Below are 16,630 nucleotides of genomic sequence, written 5' to 3'. Positions count from 1 at the left end.
GGGGGAACGAGAGATGGCCCGCTGGCGGCCACTGGCCGATGACCTGGACCCGCGGGTACGGGAGTTCACCGAGCAGCTGCGGCGCCAGGTCGACCGCGGCGGCCTGAGCGTCGCGGCGCTCGCCGAGGCGACCGGGTACAGCAGGAGTTCGTGGGAGCGGTACCTCAACGGCCGGCTGCTGCCGCCCCGTTACGCCGTGGTCGCCCTCGCGGAGGCGACGGGTGCCGACCCGGCGCACTTCACCACGATGTGGGAGGTCACGGAGCGGGTCTGGAGCCGTGCCGAGGGCCGCCACGACGTCACGATGGAGGCGCTCCGGATCGCCGAGGCCCGCGCCGCGCTCGGGGAGTTCGGCCCGGCCCCGGGTCCGGCTCCGGCCCCTTCCGCTTCTGCTCCCGCGTCCACTTCTGCTTCTGGTTCTGTTTCCGCTTCCGCTTCCGCTTCCGCGGTACGGCGCCGTCCGGTCGTGCTCTTCGTGGTGGGCGTCGTGGCCGTCGTGCTGGCGGTGGTCGGCGCCACCGTCCTGACCGGCGGCGGGGGAGGGGACGACCGCGCGCGGCCCGGCCCGTCCCCTACCGCGCGGGCGGCCGAACTGCCCGCAGGCGTGAAGTGCACCGGCCAGGACTGCACCGGCAAGGACCCGGAGGGCATGGGGTGCGGCGGCGGCAACGCCCGTACGGCCGCGGCGGCCTGGGTGGGCGGCGCGTACGTCGAGATGCGCTACAGCCGGGTCTGCGCGGCCGCCTGGGCCCGCATCTCCGCCGGGGCCCCCGGCGACACGGTCAGCGTCACGGAGGCGGGCGGGGCACGTCGCTCCCAGCACAGCCGCATCGGCCAGGACCCCGCGGCGTACACGTCGATGCTCGCCGTCCGCACCCCCGGTGCCGCCCGCGCCTGCGCCACCCTCACCACCGGCCCCCACGGCTGCGCCACACCCCCGCCGGGCTGACGACCGCCGCCGACCCCCCGGGCGGTGCGGCGGCCGTACGCCCCGCACCGCGACGGACCGTCCCCAACGGAGCGGCACCGCCACGGTGACCGGGGACGAGCCCGCTGCGCGGGGGCGGTGACCGGGGCCACACTGGGGGTGGCAGCCGCCACGACGGCACGGGTATAGCCTGGCGTGGGTCTCTTGACGCCGAGAGATCCCCGTTCCGGGGCAAGGGACGCTGCCGGGGCGGCAAGGGATCCAGCAGGAGAAGGCCAGGAGAAGGCAATGACTCGCACTCCCGTCAACGTCACCGTAACCGGAGCGGCCGGCCAGATCGGCTACGCGCTGCTCTTCCGCATCGCCTCCGGCCACCTGCTCGGCCCCGATGTCCCGGTGAAGCTGCGGCTGCTGGAGATCACCCCGGCGCTCAAGGCCGCCGAGGGCACCGCGATGGAGCTGGACGACTGCGCGTTCCCGCTGCTCCAGGGCATCGACATCTCCGACGACCCGAACGTCGCCTTCGACGGCACCAACGTGGGCCTGCTCGTCGGCGCCCGCCCCCGCACCGCCGGCATGGAGCGCGGCGACCTGCTGGAGGCCAACGGTGGCATCTTCGGCCCGCAGGGCAAGGCCATCAACGACCACGCCGCGGACGACATCCGCGTCCTCGTCGTCGGCAACCCGGCGAACACCAACGCGCTCATCGCGCAGTCCTCGGCCCCGGACGTCCCGGCCGACCGCTTCACCGCGATGACCCGCCTGGACCACAACCGCGCCATCTCGCAGCTGTCGAAGAGGACCGGCGTGCCGGTGAGCGAGATCCGCCGCCTCACCATCTGGGGCAACCACTCCGCCACGCAGTACCCGGACATCTTCCACGCCGAGGTCGCCGGCAAGAACGCCGCCGAGACCGTCAACGACGAGAAGTGGCTGGCCGAGGAGTTCATCCCCACCGTCGCCAAGCGCGGTGCGGCGATCATCGCGGCCCGTGGCGCGTCCTCCGCCGCGTCGGCCGCCAACGCCGCGATCGACCACGTCTTCACCTGGACCAACGGCACCGCCGAGGGTGACTGGACCTCCGCCGGTGTCGTCTCCGACGGCTCCTACGGCGTGCCGGAGGGCCTCATCTCCTCCTTCCCGGTGACCGCGAAGGACGGCAAGTTCGAGATCGTCCAGGGCCTGGACGTCAACGAGTTCTCCCGTGCGCGCATCGACGCCTCGGTCAAGGAGCTCGAGGAGGAGCGCGACGCGGTCCGCGGCCTCGGCCTCATCTGAGCCCGGGACGCCGAGTCCCACGACCGGCCCTCCGCCGCGCCCCGCACGGGCGCGGCGGAGGGCCGTTCCGTGTGCTCAGCCGGTGTGCGCCGCGAGCAGCGCGCACAGGACGTCCAGGCAGCCGGCGAAGGCGTGCTCGGGCGGTGCGCCGTAGCCGACGACGATCGCGTCGCCCTCCGTGCCGCCGAAGTCGGCGATGCCCTGCAGGGCGAGGCCGTGCTCGCGCGCCTGTGCGACCAGCGCGTCGGCCGGGGTGCCGGGCGGCAGCCGCAGTACGGCGTGGAGGCCGGCGGCGATGCCCGACACCCGTACGGCGGGGGCACGGGCGGCGAGTGCGGTGACGAGGCGGTCGCGGCGGCGGCGGTAGTGCAGCCGCATCCGGCGCACGTGGCGGTCGTAGCCGCCGGAGACGATGAGTTCGGCGAGGGTCAGCTGGTCGAGCACGGGGGACTGGTGGTCGGCGAGGACCTTCTCGGCGAGTACGGGTTCCACGAGGGCGGGCGGCAGGGCGAGCCAGGCCAGCCGCAGCCCGGGGGCGAGGCTCTTGCTGGCGGTTCCGGCGTAGACGACGTGCTCGGGCGCGAGTCCCTGCAGGGCGCCGACCGGCTGCCGGTCGTAGCGGAACTCCCCGTCGTAGTCGTCCTCGACGACCAGGCCGCCGGTGGCGCGGGCCCAGGCCACCGCGGCCGTGCGCCGCGCGGGGGAGAGCGGGGCGCCGTACGGGAACTGGTGCGCGGGCGTGAGCAGCGCGGCGTCGACGCCGGCGTCGAGGAGGGAGACCTGCGCCCCGTCGTCGTCGACGGGCAGGGGAACGGTGGTGAGCCCCGCCTTGCGAAGGATCCGCAGGGTGTGCGGGTAGCCGAGCGCCTCGACGGCGACGCTGCAGGCCCCCCGGGCCCGCAGGGTACGGCCGATCAGCCCGGCGGCCTGGACGAAGCCCGTGCACACCACGACGAGCTCCGCAGTGGTGCGCACGCCGCGCACCCGGCCCAGGTACGCCGCGAGGGCCTCGCGCAGTTCGGGGCGGCCGCGCGGGTCGGTGTAGCCGAGGGCCTCGTTGGGCGCGGCCGCCAGGGCGCGGCGCGCGGCGGCGGACCACGCGGCGCGGGGGAACGAGCCGAGGTCGGGCGAGCCCGGCCGCAGGTCGTACGGGACCTGTTCCCGGGGCCGCGGCGGGCCGGCCGGTTCCGGGATGCCGGCGGGGTCCGCGGTGCCCTCCGGTTGCGGTGCGGTGGTGAGGGCGTGGCGGCCACGGGGCGGGGCGGCCGCGCGCCAACCGTCGCCGACGCGTGTGCCGGAGCCCTGGCGGGCGGTCAGCCAGCCCTCCGCCACCAGCTGCCCGTAGGCGTCGGCGACGGTGTTGCGGGCGACGCCCAGGTCCTTGGCGAGCGTCCGGGAGGACGGCAGCCGGGTGCCGGGGGCGAGCCTGCCGTCGCGCACGGCCTCACGCAGGGCGTCCTCCAGCCCGGCGCGCGCACCGGTGCCGCCGGCGAGGTCCAGATGGAGGTCGACCCCTGAAATGGCCCACTCGTTCACCCTCCAAGTGGACCACGGGCCGAGGCCACCCCGTCACTACGTTGGGTCGCATGACGATGATCACGACTCCCGCCGGCGCTCCGTCCGACCTTGGCCCGGACGACCTGGTGCCCGCCCACGCGCCGCGCATGGTGCTCGGCAAGGCCGCCCCCGACTTCTACAAGGCGATGATCGCGCTGGACGCGGCGGCGGCAACCGGCCTCGACCCCGTGATCAAGGAACTGGTCAAGGCCCGTGCCTCGCAGCTCAACGGCTGTGCCTACTGCGTGGACCAGCACCTGAACGACGCCCGCAAGCTCGGGCTGACCGAGCAGAAGCTCAACGGGCTCACCGTGTGGTGGGAGACCCCGTTCTTCACCGTGCGCGAGCGTGCCGCGCTGGCGCTGAGTGAGGCGGTGACCCGGCTCGGGGAGCGTGGCGTCCCGGACGAGGTCTACGACGAGGCCGCCCGGGTCTTCGACGAGGAGGAACTGGCCCGGCTGATCGCCATGTGCATCACCATCAACGCCTGGAACCGCATCGGCGTGACGACGCGGATGTCCCCGGCGGTCCGCCCCGACGGCGTCTGACCGCCGGGGCGCACCCCTCCACCCGGCCCCGGTTCCCGGGGCTCAGGCCGACAGCACGGCCCGCAGCTGGTCGAGACCCCAGTCCAGGTCCTCCTTGGAGATCACCAGCGGCGGCGCGAGCCGGATCGTGGAGCCGTGGGTGTCCTTGACCAGGACACCCCGCTCCAGGAGCCGTTCGGAGACCTGCCGGCCGGTGCCGTGCTCCGGGGCGATGTCCACGCCCGCCCACAGACCGCGGCCGCGGACCTTCGTGACGGCGCCGCTGCCGGTCAGCAGTGCCAGCTCGTGGTGCAGGTGGTCGCCGAGTTCGGTGGCCCGCTGCTGGTACTCGCCGGTGCGCAGCATCGCCAGGACCTCCAGGGCCACCGCGCAGGCCAGCGGGTTGCCGCCGAAGGTGGAGCCGTGCTCGCCGGGCCGGTAGACCCCGAGCACCTCCGCGGAGGACACGACCGCCGAGACGGGGACGACGCCACCGCCGAGCGCCTTGCCCAGCACGTACATGTCCGGGACGACGCCCTCGTGCTCCGACGCGAAGGTCCGGCCCGTCCGGCCCAGTCCCGACTGGATCTCGTCGGCGATGAAGAGGATCCCGCGCTCCTCGGTGAGCCGGCGCACGCCCGCCCAGTACCCGGCCGGCGGCACGAGGACCCCCGCCTCGCCCTGGATGGGCTCCATCAGCACGGCCACGGTGCGGTCGTCCAGCACCGCCTCCAGCGCGGCCAGGTCGCCGTACGGGACGACCTCGAAGCCGGGGGTGTACGGGCCGAAGTCCGCGCGGGCCTCGGGGTCGGTGGAGAAGCTGATGATGGTGGTCGTCCGCCCGTGGAAGTTGTCCGCGGCGACGACGATCTTGGCCTGGCCGTCCGGCACGCCCTTGACCCGGTAGCCCCACTTGCGGGCCGTCTTCACCGCCGTCTCGACGGCCTCCGCGCCGGTGTTCATCGGCAGCACCATCTCCATGCCGCACAGCTCGGCCAGCTCCGTGCAGAAACGCGCGAAGCGGTCGTGGTGGAACGCCCGCGAGGTGAGCGTCACACGGTCGAGCTGGGCCTTGGCTGCCTCGATGAGACGGGCGTTGCGGTGCCCGAAGTTCAGCGCCGAGTAGCCGGCGAGCATGTCGAGGTAGCGGCGGCCCTCGACGTCCGTCACCCAGGCGCCCTCGGCGGAGGCGACGACGACCGGGAGGGGGTGGTAGTTGTGGGCGCTGTGCGCCTCGGTGGCGGCGATGTGCTCGGCGGCGGTCGACACGTGAGTGCTCCGTTCGTGGTACGTCGGGAGTTGTGGCGCTGGGGCCCGGTGGGGCCCCTTTCTATCGTCGCTCGTCCCGGATGCGAAGAAACCTCGCGCCGGGCGGCTTCCCCACGGGCGTTGCTAGGCTGGCCACGGGTCGTGACTGGCGCGCTGGGATGGGATTGACCATCGGGGAGCGGCCCGTGAACTGTGTGCCGTGCGCCTGGGCCGTCCCGTATGCCGTGCCGTGCAGCAGGAGGTCTGACATGACGAGTGGTTCCACCGAATCCACCGCCTTCCGCAGTGCCCTTGAGGTGATCAGGGGCGTCGAGCCGCGCGTGGCCGATGCCATCGGCCAGGAGCTCGAGGACCAGCGTGCCTCGCTCAAGCTCATCGCCAGTGAGAACTACGCCTCCCCGGCCGTGCTGCTGACCATGGGCAACTGGTTCAGCGACAAGTACGCCGAGGGTACGGTCGGCCGCCGCTTCTACGCCGGCTGCCGCAACGTCGACACCGTCGAGGCGCTCGCCGCCGAGCACGCGCGCGAGGTGTTCGGCGCCCAGCACGCCTACGCCCAGCCGCACTCCGGCATCGACGCCAACCTCGTCGCCTTCTGGGCCGTGCTCGCCGCCCGGGTCGAGGCGCCCGCGCTGGAGCGGGCCGGGGCCCGCCAGGTCAACGACCTGACCGAGGAGGACTGGGCGCGGCTGCGCCACGAGCTCGGCGACCAGCGCATGCTCGGCATGTCCCTGGACGCGGGCGGCCACCTCACGCACGGCTTCCGGCCCAACATCTCGGGAAAGATGTTCGACCAGCGCAGCTACGGCACCGACCCCGCCACGGGGCTGCTGGACTACGAGGCCCTGCGCAAGACCGCCCGTGAGTTCCGGCCGCTGATCATCGTGGCGGGCTATTCGGCCTACCCGCGGCTGGTGAACTTCCGGATCATGCGGGAGATCGCCGACGAGGTGGGTGCCACGCTGATGGTCGACATGGCGCACTTCGCGGGCCTGGTCGCCGGCAAGGTCCTCACCGGTGACTTCGACCCCGTGCCGCACGCGCAGATCGTCACCACCACCACGCACAAGTCGCTGCGCGGCCCGCGCGGCGGCATGGTGCTGTGCGACTCCTCGCTCGCCGAGCAGGTCGACCGCGGTTGCCCCATGGTGCTCGGCGGCCCGCTGCCGCACGTGATGGCCGCCAAGGCGGTGGCCCTGGCGGAGGCCCGCCGCCCCGAATTCCACACCTACGCGCAGCGCATCGTGGACAACTCCCGGGCCCTGGCCGAGGGGCTGCTGCGGCGCGGTGCCACGCTGGTGACCGGCGGCACGGACAACCACCTCGTCCTGATCGACGTCGAGTCCTCCTACGGGATCACCGGCCGGCAGGCCGAGGCCGCGCTGCTGGACTCGGGCATCGTCACCAACCGCAACTCCATCCCCCAGGACCCCAACGGAGCCTGGTACACCTCCGGCATCCGCATCGGCACCCCCGCGCTGACCACCCGCGGCCTCGGCACCGGTGAGATGGACGAGATCGCCGGGCTGATCGACCGGGTGCTCACGGCCACGACGGCGGGCGTCACCTCGGCCGGCAAGCCGTCCAAGGCGCAGCACGTGCTGGACGTGAAGGTCTCCGACGAGATCGCGCAGCGCGCGGCGGACCTGCTCGCCGGTTTCCCGCTCTACCCCGGGATCGACCTGAGCTGACCCGCCGCCCGCGCGGGGTGCGTGCCGGTGTGGCCCGCACCCCCGTCGCGTCAGGCCTCGACGAGCTCCTGGCGGGGCCCCTCCCCGGGCGTGTGCCGGGATATCCGGCGCAGGACGAGGAAGGTGCCGGCGCCACCGACGAGCAGACCGACGCCGAGCCCGGGCAGGGACGGCCACCAGCCGTCCGGTCCGCCGCCGTCCCCGGCCGCCGTGGCCTGCGGGGCGGTGGCGGGGTCATCCGGTACGGCCGCCGCGGTCTCCTCCACGGTCGTGGCGCCGTCCGGGCCGAGCGGGTAGTCCGGGGCGCTGATGCCGAGGCCCTTGTCGGACCCCATGAGGCCCAGCCGGCCGAGCAGGCGGTCGAGCTTCTCCGGCTGCGCCGCCTTGTGCCACACGCCCTGCTCCGGCAGACCCGTATCGGTCACCGTGCGGGTGTGGACCCAGGCACCGCCGGGACCGTCCGGGTACACGTAGTCCACCTTCCAGACCGACACGTCGTGGATCAGCCACGTCAGGGTGACCTGGCGGTGGTGGTCGTTCATCACGTCCGACAGCGAGTCCGGCGGACCCTCCTTCGGGCCGTTCCCGATGGACTGGTCCAGTTCCTGGTAGTCGGGTGAACTGGCGTAGATACCCGCGGCCTTGCCGCTGCCCGGAGCGACCAGCATCACGCTGGTCGGCCCGCCCGCGGCCGCCGGGCCCGACCCGCCGATCACGGCGGCGAGCGCCGTGACGGTGACTCCGGCCCAGCTGACGATCCTTCTGATCCGCATCCGGTCCCCCTCTCGCTCCGTCCTGCCCCTGTTACACCGCCCGAGCCCGCCAGGTTCCCGTCCCCGGGAAAAGGGGACGGAAGAGGCACGCGGAGAAGGGCCCTAACGCGGCCGGGCGGACTTCGCGACGGCGACCGCGCGTGCCAGGTCCGGCACGCCCTCCAGGCGCAGCGTCGTCTGCCCGCGCTGCCAGACCAGGGTGGCTCCGGCCGTCCGGGGAGGCTCGCGGCGGGCACGGCCGTCGGGGTCGACGAGCCGGACGTAGTGAGGCTCGGCGAACCACACCCCGTAGTCGCTCCCGGGGCCCAGATCGACCCATTCGACCGCGTCGCCGACCGTCTTGAGGAAGACCACGTCGATCGTGGCCCGGAACTGGTCGAGCCGTACCGTGCGCCCGTCCACCCGCCAGCTCATCGACAGCACCCGCCCCCCGTCGACCACCGACACCCCGTCCGGCTCGCCCAGCTCGGCCGGCACGTACGCCCCGTCCAGCGGCGCGTCCCCCCGCACCGGCGGCGGGGCGCCCGTGCTCGGGCGGGCGGAGGGGTCCCGGTGCACGACGACACCGCCGAAGCCGAACCAGTCCGCGACCGCGGCCCGCACCGGCGGGGTGAGCACGAGCACCACGAGCAGCCCGCACAGCGCCGCCGTCAGGGCACGCCAGCGCGCCGCGGCCCACGCGCGCGCCCGGGCGCCGCGGCCGGGGCCGGGCACGACGGGAGCGGGCACGACGGGGTCCGGCACCGCCTCGGCCAGCAGCCGGGCCAGCACCTGCTCGGCGACGGAGTCGGGCGACGGCGCCGGGATCTCCAGCCGCCGGCCCACCTCGCGCAGCTCCTCCGGGAGACGGTCGGTCATGGGCGCCGCCCCCCGTCGTCGCACGGGCTGGACAGCACCGGCTCGCCGAGCCCCGCCCGCAGCCGGGCCAGGGCCCGGTGCAGCCGGGACTTCACCGTGCCACGCGGCCAGCCGAGCACCGTCGCCGTCTCCTCCTCGTCCAGGTCCAGCAGATAGCGGCAGGTGACCACCATCCGGTGCGGCTCGCTCAGCGCCCGCACGGCGGACAGCAGCTCCGCCCGGCGTTCCCGCGACACCGCCAGCGACTCCGGGTCGTCCTCCGCGAGGGGCAGGGCCTCCAGCGCGGCGTTGCGCTCCACCGCCGACCGCAGACGGCGCGCCGCCCGCCCGGCGTTCCTCGCCTCGTTGGCGACGATCCGCAGCAGCCACGGCCGGAAGGCGGCCCCCTCCTGGAAGGTCGCGAGCGCGCGGTACGCCTTGACGAACGAGACCTGCACCACGTCCTCCGCGTCGGCGCCCGCGCCGAGCAGCACGGCGGTGCGGTGCGCGACGTCCGCGTGCGGGCGCACCAGCTCCGCGTACGCCTCCCGCTCACCGGCGCGTACGCGCGCGATCACCGCCGCCTCCCCCTCCGTGGCGGACCCCCTCCCGTCGCCGGCGCCGCCCCCGTGCGGCTCCCGTCACCCCTACTACACCGCTGCCCGCCCCCGGGTTCCCACCGCGGCCGTGGAATCCGCGCGGACCTGAGAGAATGAGTGCCATGGCTCTCGATCGTCCCCGTGTGCTCTCCGGCATCCAGCCCACCGCAGGTTCGTTCCACCTGGGCAACTACCTGGGCGCGGTCCGCCAGTGGGTGGCCCTGCAGGAGTCCCACGACGCCTTCTACATGGTCGTCGACCTCCACGCGATCACCGTGCCGCAGGACCCGGCCGAGCTGCGCGCCAACACCCGGCTCGCCGCCGCCCAGCTGCTGGCCGCCGGGCTCGACCCCGAGCGCTGCACCCTGTTCGTCCAGAGCCACGTCCCCGAACACGCGCAGCTCGGCTGGGTGTTCAACTGCCTCACCGGCTTCGGCGAGGCGTCCCGCATGACGCAGTTCAAGGACAAGTCCGCCAAGCAGGGCGCGGACCGGGCCACCGTCGGCCTGTTCACGTACCCGATCCTGCAGGTCGCGGACATCCTGCTGTACCAGGCGAACGCCGTCCCGGTCGGCGAGGACCAGCGCCAGCACATCGAGCTCACCCGCGACCTCGCGGAGCGCTTCAACGGCCGGTTCGGCGAGACCTTCACCATCCCCGGCGCCTACATCGTCAAGGAGACGGCGAAGATCTACGACCTGCAGGAACCGCTGTCGAAGATGAGCAAGTCGGCGGCGTCCCCGAAGGGCCTGATCAACCTCCTGGACGAGCCCAAGACCTCGGCGAAGAAGATCAAGAGCGCGGTCACCGACACCGACACCGTGATCCGCTACGACGAGCAGGAGAAGCCGGGCGTCAGCAACCTGCTGACCATCTACTCCACCCTCACCGGCACCGGTATCCCGGAACTCGAGCAGAAGTACGAGGGCAAGGGCTACGGTGCGCTCAAGACCGACCTCGCGGAGGTCTTCGTGGAATGGGTCACGCCCTTCCGCGAGCGCACCCAGGAGTACCTGGGCGACCCGGAGACGCTGGACTCGGTCCTCGCGAAGGGCGCCGAGAAGGCCCGGTCCGTCGCCGCGGAGACCCTGGCGAAGGCGTACGAGAGGATCGGCTTCCTGCCCGCGAAGCACTGACGGCTCCTTCCGCGCCCGTGGACGCCCGGAAAGAGGGGCCTTAGGTCCCGCGCAGGTGTGACGGACGACGCTCGCGCGGGAGGCCGCGCGCGCGTCACACTGGCAGCTGACGCAGTGGTGTCGTACGGCGTGCGTACGATGCCGCGAACCGACCCGGGGAAGGGGTGAACACGTGGGAAACCGCATGATCGGCGTGTCGATCGCGGTCCCCGAGCCTTACGGCAGCCTGCTGCAGCAGCGCCGCGCCGGCTACGGAGACCCGCTGGCGTACTGCATCCCGACCCACGTCACGCTGCTCCCGCCCACCGAGGTGGACACGGCGCTGCTCCCGACCTTCCGGGAGCACCTCGCCGAGGTCGCCGCCACCGGCCGTGCCTTCCTCATGCGGCTGGAGGGCACGGCCAGCTTCCGGCCGGTCACCCCGGTCGTCTACGTCGAGCTCGTCCAGGGCGGCCTCGACTGCGCCGACCTGCAGGAGCGCGTCCGCTCCGGCCCGGTCCGGCGCGAGCTCCAGTTCCCGTACCACCCGCACGTCACCATCGGCCACGGCATCCCCGACGAGGCGCTGGACCGCGCCGAGACGGAGCTGTCCGACTTCGTCGCCACCTGGACCGTCAGCTGCTTCTCGCTGTACGAGCAGGACGACGAGGGCGTCTGGCGCAGTGTGCGGGACTACCCCTTCGGCGGCGCCGGGCCTTCCCTCGTGCCGCACCAGCCCGGTGCGTGCGAGCCGCTCAGCCCGGCTCCCGCGGGAGGCCCACCGCACGCGTGAGCACGCCGGGCGGAGCCGCGCACGACCGCCCGCCTACGCTGCCGCCATGCACCCCACACTCGCCGCGGACCGCGCACACCTCCCCGAACTCCTCCAGGCGGTAAGGGACCTGGCCGCCCGTGAGCTGGCCGCCGTCGACGACCGCCCGGCCGCCCGCCCCGGGCCCGCACCCGAGCCGCAGCCCCTCCCCGTCACCGGGACCGGCGCCGACGGCGCGCTCGCGCTCTTCGAACGGCGCTGGGCACCAGGTTTCTCGGGCAGCGCCGGCCCGCGCTACCTGGGCTTCGTGACCGGGGGAGCGACCCCCGCCGCCGTCGCGGGGGACTGGCTCACCAGTACCTACGACCAGAACGTCTCGGCGGGCGGCGACTCCTCCGCCGCCGCCCTGGAACGCGAGACCGTCGGCTGGCTCCGCGCGATGCTCGGCCTCGGCGAGGAGCACAGCGGCGCCTTCGTCACCGGCGCGACCGTCTCCAACACCGTGGGCCTGGCCGTGGCGCGCGAGTGGCTCGGCGAACGGCGGGGGCTGTCCGTGTCCCGCGACGGGCTGGCCGCGCTCGGCCCGGTGACGGTGCTGTCCGGAACCCCGCACTCCAGCATCGGCAAGGCCCTGTCCGTGCTCGGCCTCGGCCGGTCGTCCCTGACCCGCGTACCGGTGCTGCCCGGTGGCCGCGAGGCGGTGGACGTCGACAGGCTCGCCGCGGCGCTGGAGTCGCTGGAGGGCCGTCCGGCCGTCGTGGTCGCCAACGCGGGCACCGTCAACACCGTCGACTTCGACGACCTCCGCGCGATCGCGGCCCTGAAGGAGCGCCACGGCTTCTGGCTCCACGTCGACGCCGCGTTCGGCGGCTTCGCCGCGCTGTCACCCGCGTACGCGCACCTCGCCGAGGGCATCGACGCCGCCGACTCCGTCTGCGTCGACCTCCACAAATGGCTGAACGTGCCCTACGACGCCGCCGTCCAGTTCACCCGCCGCCAGGACCTCCAGGTCCGGGTCTTCCACAACGACTCGCCCTACCTGGGCCTGCCGTCCCTCCCCGACCCGGACTTCCTCCACCTCACCCCCGAGAACTCCCGCCGGCTGCGCGCCCTCGCCGCGTGGTTCTCCCTCACCGCCTACGGCAGCGAGGGCCACCGCGAGGTCGTCGAACGCAACGCCGCCTGCGCCCGGCGCCTCGGCGAGCGCATCGAGGCCGACCCCCGCCTGCGGCTGCTGGCCCCCGTCCGGCTCAACGTCGTCTGCTTCACCCTGGCCGACGACCCCACGCCCGAGCGCGTCGACGCGCTCGTCCGCGCCGTCGCCGCCTCCGGGGAGGCCTTCCTCACCCCGACGGTCCTCCACGGCGTGCCCGCCGTGCGGGCGGCCTTCAGCAACTGGCGTACATCCGAGGCCGACACGGACCGTGTCCTGGACGCGATCACCACCGCGACGACGACCGCCACCTAGAGTGCACGTCGTGACGGAGGGTAGGCGCGCGGTATGGAATGGCTGACTCGGCTCCCAGGGATCGGACCGTGGATCGCGCGGCTCATGCGCACCCACGCCTGGCGCACGTACGAACATCTGGAGGACGTGCACTGGACGCGGCTCGCCGCCGCCATCACCTTCGTCAGCTTCGTCGCGCTCTTCCCGCTGCTGACCGTCGGCGCCGCCGTCGGCGCGGCCCTGCTGTCCCCCGGCCGGCTGAAGGAACTCGAGGACAAGCTGGCCGAGCAGGTCCCCGGCATTGCCGACCAGCTCAACATCGGCGGGCTCGTCGACAACGCGGGCACGGTGGGCACCATCGCCGCCGTCCTGCTGGTCGTCACCGGCGTCAGCTGGGTCGGCGCCCTGCGCGACTGCCTCAGGGCGGTCTGGCGCAAGGACGACGAGGCCGAGAACCCCTTCGTCCAGAAGCTCAAGGACTTCGGCGTCCTGGTCGGCCTGGGTGTCGTCGCCCTGCTCTCCGTCGCCTGCTCGGCCCTCGCCGGGACGGCCGTCGGCCGTCTCGGCGACGCCCTCGGCCTCGACGAACACGGACCGGGGCGGGCCCTGTTGTCGGTGGCGGGCTTCTGCATCGCCGTCCTCGTGGACCTGCTGATCCTCGCCTACCTGCTCACCCTGCTGCCCGGGGTCACCCCGAACCGCCGCGATCTCGTCGTGGCGAGCCTCATCGGCGCGATCGGCTTCGAGTTGCTGAAGCTGCTCATCAGCGGCTACCTGCAGAGCGTGGCCACCAAGAGCATGTACGGCGCCTTCGGGGTACCCATCGCGCTGCTGCTGTGGATCAACTTCACGGCGAAGCTGCTGCTGTACTGCGCGGCCTGGACGGCCACCCCGCACAGCGCCGAACTCGCCACCGCCCGCACGGACGAGCCGGGCGGGCCGGGCGCCCCGGAGCACGCGCGGCCCGAGCGGCCCGAGACCGCCTGACGAGGCGGAAGGGCCCGGCCGTCAGTAGGCCGGCGTCGCCGGCCAGGCGCCCCGGCGCGCCAGGTCCACGACGAGGGCGGCGATGTTCCACGCGTCGTCCTCGCCGCGGTGGTGGCGGCCTTCGACGGGCAGCCCGACGAGCCGGAGCGCCTCCGCCATGCCGGGGCGCTTGGTGAGGCGGTGGGCCTGGGTGAAGAGCGTCTTGACGTTGATGTGCCGGCTGCCGAAGGGGTACGTCGTATCGGTCGCCCGGCACTGGCGGTTGAACTGGTGACGGTCGTAGTCGCCCCAGCTCGCCCATGCCCGCGACCCCGCCCGGTGCTCGACGGCGAGCAGCTTGCACGCGTCCGCGAAGTCCAGGCCCGAGTCCACCTCGGCCTGCGTCAGGCCGGTCAGTTGCGTGCAGAAGGGACTCACGGCGGAGCGTGCGGGCCGTACGAGGACGCGGTGGCGGGCGACGCGCTCGCCCGCGACGAGGTCCACGACGGTCAGCCCGATCTCGATGATCTCGCTCACCGAGCCTTGCGGCGGCTCGCCGTCCCAGCACGTCGCCTCGACGTCGATGACGTTCAGGAGTCCCAGGTCACTGTCCATGGCGCGAACCCTACGTCGAGATCAGGCCACTGGTCACTACTGTTTACGAATGGTTTTGTCACTCTGAGTTCGAACCAGACCGTTTTACCGATGCCGTACGGCCGAGGTTGAACGTTCCAGGCGTCGGCGAGCAACTCCACGAGCGCCAGCCCGCGTCCCGACTCGTCCGTCGCCGACGCCTGCCGTGGTACGGGCGGGTCGTCGCCGGCGTCGCAGACCTCCACCCGCAGCGTCCCCGAGGCCAGGGCGGCGCGAGCGGCGATCCGTCGGTCCGGTGGGACCCGTGCGTGGCGGACTGCGTTGCCCATCAACTCGCTGAGCAGCAGGACCGCGGTGTCCGTCGCCTCGGCGCCGAGGCCCCACGCGAGGGCCTGTTCCCGCAGCCTGGCCCGCGCCCGCCCGACGCTGCGCGGGTGGCGCGAAAACCACCACTCGGCAGGGGGAGTTGTCTCGTCCATGGCTCAAAAGTGCAGGTCGCAGCGTACCGTCGGGAGTAGCGGCGCGAGTACGGAGGGTGGTTGTACCCGAGTGGCCAGTGACGTGTCCCCGCCTCCGATGGCGTGGCGGTACTGCGGCAACCAGGTCAAGCTCTGGCGCGAACACGCCGGCGTCACGCGCGAGCAACTGGCCGACGAGGCGGGGTACGGCTACGAGACCGTCAAGTCGATGGAGCAGGGGCGCCGCCGCCCGACACAGCGGCTGCTCCAGATCGCCGACGGGCTGTGCGGGGCACAGGGCAAACTCACGGCGGCGGAGGCGTTCCTCGCCCCGGAGAAGTACCCGACCTACGCCCGGGACTACATGCGGTACGAGGCCGAGGCGATCGCCGTCAACTGGTACGAGAGCCAGTACATCCCGGGGCTCCTCCAATGCGAGGCGTACGTGCGCACGTTGCTCTCGTCCCATTGGCCACCGCTTGACGAGGAGACGCTCGAAGAACGGGTGGCGGCGCGGCTGGAACGCCAGTTGATGCTGGACAACCGAACCCGCTCGTTCAGCTTCGTGATCGAGGAGTCGGCGCTGCGCTCCTTCGCGGACCCCGGCGCACACCGGGAGCAGCTGCGGACGCTGCTGGTGCGGGGACGGACCCGGAACGTCACCATCCAGGTCATGCCCGCGGAGCGGGGCCTCCATCCCGGGCTGCACGGCCCGTTCGTGTTGCTGGAGACCGCCGAGCACCAGCACCTCGTCTACGAGGAGGGACAGACCACGGGAGTCCTCTATGCGGACCCGGCGCGGGTCAGTATCGTCATGCGGCGCCACGACATGATCACCCGCCAGGCCCTCGGCCCCGAGGAGTCCGCGCGGTTCATCGAAGACTTGGCGGAGAGGCCATGACCGACGGGCTCGTGTGGTTCACGTCCAGCTACAGCAACTCCGAGGGCGGCGCCTGCGTCGAGGTCGCGTTCGGCCCCGGCGCGGTCCTGGTGCGGGACTCCAAGGACCGGGCCGGGGCTCGGCTGACGTTCACGCCCGGCGCGTGGGCGGACTTCGTGGCGTACGCGGTCACGCGCGGCGCAGACGACGCCAGGCGACGACGCCCATCAGGGCCGCGATGACGATGGGCGTGGCCGCGTTCTCGCCGTCGAAGTAGACGACCTGGAAGGTGAACGCGCCGGCCATCAGGCCGATGAAGGCCACCGCCGCGATCCCGGCCAGGCGCGGGACGACGAGGCCGATGGCACCGGCGAGTTCGAGGGCACCGATGAGGTACATGAACCAGTTGCCGTAGCCGATGGTGTCGAAGCTCTCGGCGGCCGAGGAGTGCGCGATGAGCTTCGGCGTGGCGCTGGCGAGCGCGAAGAACAGGGCGAGCAGGATCTGCAGCGCCCACACGGCGGTGTCCGCCCGGCTGCGGTCGCGGGACGGGGCGGTCGTGGTGGTGGCGGTCATCGTGGTCTCCTCCGGTGTCGGGTGTACGCGGAGGTGGACCGGACGGCCGCCCGGAACTCATCGGTTCAGCGCAGGAAGTGGGCGACGGTGAACCACGCGGCGGCCAGCACCAGCACGGTGACGAGGATGTAGCCCACGAGGTAGACCCCGGCGAGCACGGCCGCCGGGGCGGCCATGAACCATCCGGCGCGTCCGGCGGGGGTCTTGGCCCGGAGTGCCGAGCGGAGACAGTAGGCGACCGCGACGAGGCCCAGGACGAGCCCGAAGACCGACAACATGCCCATGGCGTGCTCCCTTCCCGAACCGGCTTTGCCTGGTTCCTGGGTACCGGCCGGGCGGCCCGCGCGGCAGGGGGCGGTCGCA

19 protein-coding genes and 1 riboswitch are annotated in these 16,630 nt (G+C 73.1%); of the genes, 10 read left to right on the top strand and 9 right to left on the bottom strand.

Annotation, left to right across the window (positions count from 1 at the left end):
• Window positions 1-13 precede the first annotated feature (13 nt).
• Window positions 14-949: an XRE family transcriptional regulator gene (locus OG937_19045; protein ID WUD73630.1), complete on the top strand. Its 936-nt coding sequence runs from the start codon at window positions 14-16 to the stop codon at window positions 947-949.
• A 267-nt stretch (window positions 950-1,216) separates the two neighbouring features.
• A complete protein-coding gene (locus OG937_19040) occupies window positions 1,217-2,206 on the top strand; it encodes a malate dehydrogenase (protein ID WUD73629.1) in 990 nt (329 codons plus the stop codon).
• Between the two features lie 75 nt (window positions 2,207-2,281).
• Here the strand turns inward: OG937_19040 and OG937_19035 are convergent, their stop codons facing one another.
• A complete protein-coding gene (locus tag OG937_19035) occupies window positions 2,282-3,742 on the bottom strand; it encodes a PLP-dependent aminotransferase family protein (protein ID WUD73628.1) in 1,461 nt (486 codons plus the stop codon).
• Window positions 3,743-3,798: 56 nt separating this feature from the next.
• On the opposite strand from OG937_19035, the gene OG937_19030 reads away from it, so the two are divergent.
• On the top strand, window positions 3,799-4,311 hold the full coding sequence (locus OG937_19030) for a carboxymuconolactone decarboxylase family protein (GenBank protein WUD78812.1): 513 nt from the start codon (window positions 3,799-3,801) through the stop codon (window positions 4,309-4,311).
• 42 nt (window positions 4,312-4,353) lie between these two features.
• Here OG937_19030 and rocD read toward each other — a convergent pair whose 3' ends face one another.
• Complete coding sequence (rocD, locus tag OG937_19025) at window positions 4,354-5,559, bottom strand: ornithine--oxo-acid transaminase (protein ID WUD73627.1); 1,206 nt, start codon at window positions 5,557-5,559, stop codon at window positions 4,354-4,356.
• Window positions 5,560-5,690: 131 nt separating this feature from the next.
• A riboswitch (ZMP/ZTP riboswitch) is annotated at window positions 5,691-5,777 on the top strand.
• 30 nt (window positions 5,778-5,807) lie between these two features.
• On the opposite strand from rocD, the gene OG937_19020 reads away from it, so the two are divergent.
• Window positions 5,808-7,250 (top strand): glycine hydroxymethyltransferase, encoded by a 1,443-nt coding sequence (locus OG937_19020; GenBank protein WUD73626.1) that lies wholly within the window; start codon window positions 5,808-5,810, stop codon window positions 7,248-7,250.
• Window positions 7,251-7,300: 50 nt separating this feature from the next.
• Here OG937_19020 and OG937_19015 read toward each other — a convergent pair whose 3' ends face one another.
• The 3 genes from OG937_19015 to OG937_19005 all read right to left on the bottom strand — a co-directional run bounded on the left by OG937_19015 (window position 7,301) and on the right by OG937_19005 (window position 9,438).
• A complete protein-coding gene (locus tag OG937_19015) occupies window positions 7,301-8,023 on the bottom strand; it encodes a hypothetical protein (GenBank protein WUD73625.1) in 723 nt (240 codons plus the stop codon).
• 102 nt (window positions 8,024-8,125) lie between these two features.
• Entirely contained in the window at window positions 8,126-8,881 is a 756-nt protein-coding gene (locus tag OG937_19010; GenBank protein WUD73624.1) for a hypothetical protein, read from the bottom strand.
• A complete protein-coding gene (locus OG937_19005; protein WUD73623.1) occupies window positions 8,878-9,438 on the bottom strand; it encodes a sigma-70 family RNA polymerase sigma factor in 561 nt (186 codons plus the stop codon). Before OG937_19005 ends, OG937_19010 begins: the two co-directional genes overlap by 4 nt.
• Before the next feature lie 143 nt (window positions 9,439-9,581).
• Here OG937_19005 and trpS point away from each other — a divergent pair, with 143 nt between their 5' ends.
• The 4 genes from trpS (at window position 9,582) to OG937_18985 (ending at window position 13,780) form a co-directional block, all read left to right on the top strand.
• A complete protein-coding gene (trpS, locus tag OG937_19000; protein WUD73622.1) occupies window positions 9,582-10,595 on the top strand; it encodes a tryptophan--tRNA ligase in 1,014 nt (337 codons plus the stop codon).
• 172 nt (window positions 10,596-10,767) lie between these two features.
• Window positions 10,768-11,367 carry a 2'-5' RNA ligase family protein gene (locus tag OG937_18995; protein ID WUD73621.1) on the top strand — a complete coding sequence of 200 codons (600 nt, stop codon included), beginning with the start codon at window positions 10,768-10,770 and terminating at the stop codon, window positions 11,365-11,367.
• A 46-nt stretch (window positions 11,368-11,413) separates the two neighbouring features.
• Window positions 11,414-12,814 (top strand): pyridoxal-dependent decarboxylase, encoded by a 1,401-nt coding sequence (locus tag OG937_18990; GenBank protein ID WUD73620.1) that lies wholly within the window; start codon window positions 11,414-11,416, stop codon window positions 12,812-12,814.
• 33 nt (window positions 12,815-12,847) lie between these two features.
• The gene (locus tag OG937_18985) at window positions 12,848-13,780 is read left to right on the top strand and encodes a YihY/virulence factor BrkB family protein (GenBank protein WUD73619.1); all 933 of its coding nucleotides are present in this window, start codon (window positions 12,848-12,850) and stop codon (window positions 13,778-13,780) included.
• Window positions 13,781-13,801: 21 nt separating this feature from the next.
• Here OG937_18985 and OG937_18980 read toward each other — a convergent pair whose 3' ends face one another.
• Window positions 13,802-14,374, bottom strand: a complete 573-nt coding sequence (locus OG937_18980; GenBank protein WUD73618.1) for an exonuclease domain-containing protein — start codon at window positions 14,372-14,374, stop codon at window positions 13,802-13,804.
• Window positions 14,350-14,832: an ATP-binding protein gene (locus OG937_18975; protein WUD73617.1), complete on the bottom strand. Its 483-nt coding sequence runs from the start codon at window positions 14,830-14,832 to the stop codon at window positions 14,350-14,352. Before OG937_18975 ends, OG937_18980 begins: the two co-directional genes overlap by 25 nt.
• Window positions 14,833-14,929: 97 nt before the next feature.
• On the opposite strand from OG937_18975, the gene OG937_18970 reads away from it, so the two are divergent.
• Together OG937_18970 and OG937_18965 are read left to right on the top strand one after the other, a co-directional pair.
• Complete coding sequence (locus OG937_18970; protein WUD78811.1) at window positions 14,930-15,712, top strand: helix-turn-helix transcriptional regulator; 783 nt, start codon at window positions 14,930-14,932, stop codon at window positions 15,710-15,712.
• Window positions 15,709-15,933 (top strand): DUF397 domain-containing protein, encoded by a 225-nt coding sequence (locus tag OG937_18965; protein WUD73616.1) that lies wholly within the window; start codon window positions 15,709-15,711, stop codon window positions 15,931-15,933. Before OG937_18970 ends, OG937_18965 begins: the two co-directional genes overlap by 4 nt.
• On the opposite strand, the gene OG937_18960 is transcribed toward OG937_18965, so the two are convergent.
• Complete coding sequence (locus tag OG937_18960) at window positions 15,881-16,267, bottom strand: DoxX family protein (protein WUD73615.1); 387 nt, start codon at window positions 16,265-16,267, stop codon at window positions 15,881-15,883. The two genes, OG937_18965 and OG937_18960, sit on opposite strands and share 53 nt — an antisense overlap.
• 65 nt (window positions 16,268-16,332) lie before the next feature.
• The gene (locus OG937_18955) at window positions 16,333-16,551 is read right to left on the bottom strand and encodes a hypothetical protein (GenBank protein WUD73614.1); all 219 of its coding nucleotides are present in this window, start codon (window positions 16,549-16,551) and stop codon (window positions 16,333-16,335) included.
• Window positions 16,552-16,630: the final 79 nt, after the last annotated feature.

Source organism: Streptomyces sp. NBC_00510 (assembly GCA_036013505.1).
Lineage (GTDB): Bacteria > Actinomycetota > Actinomycetes > Streptomycetales > Streptomycetaceae > Actinacidiphila.
The sequence above is the reverse complement of the archived record's forward strand: the minus strand, read 5'-3'. Positions and strand labels throughout refer to the sequence as shown.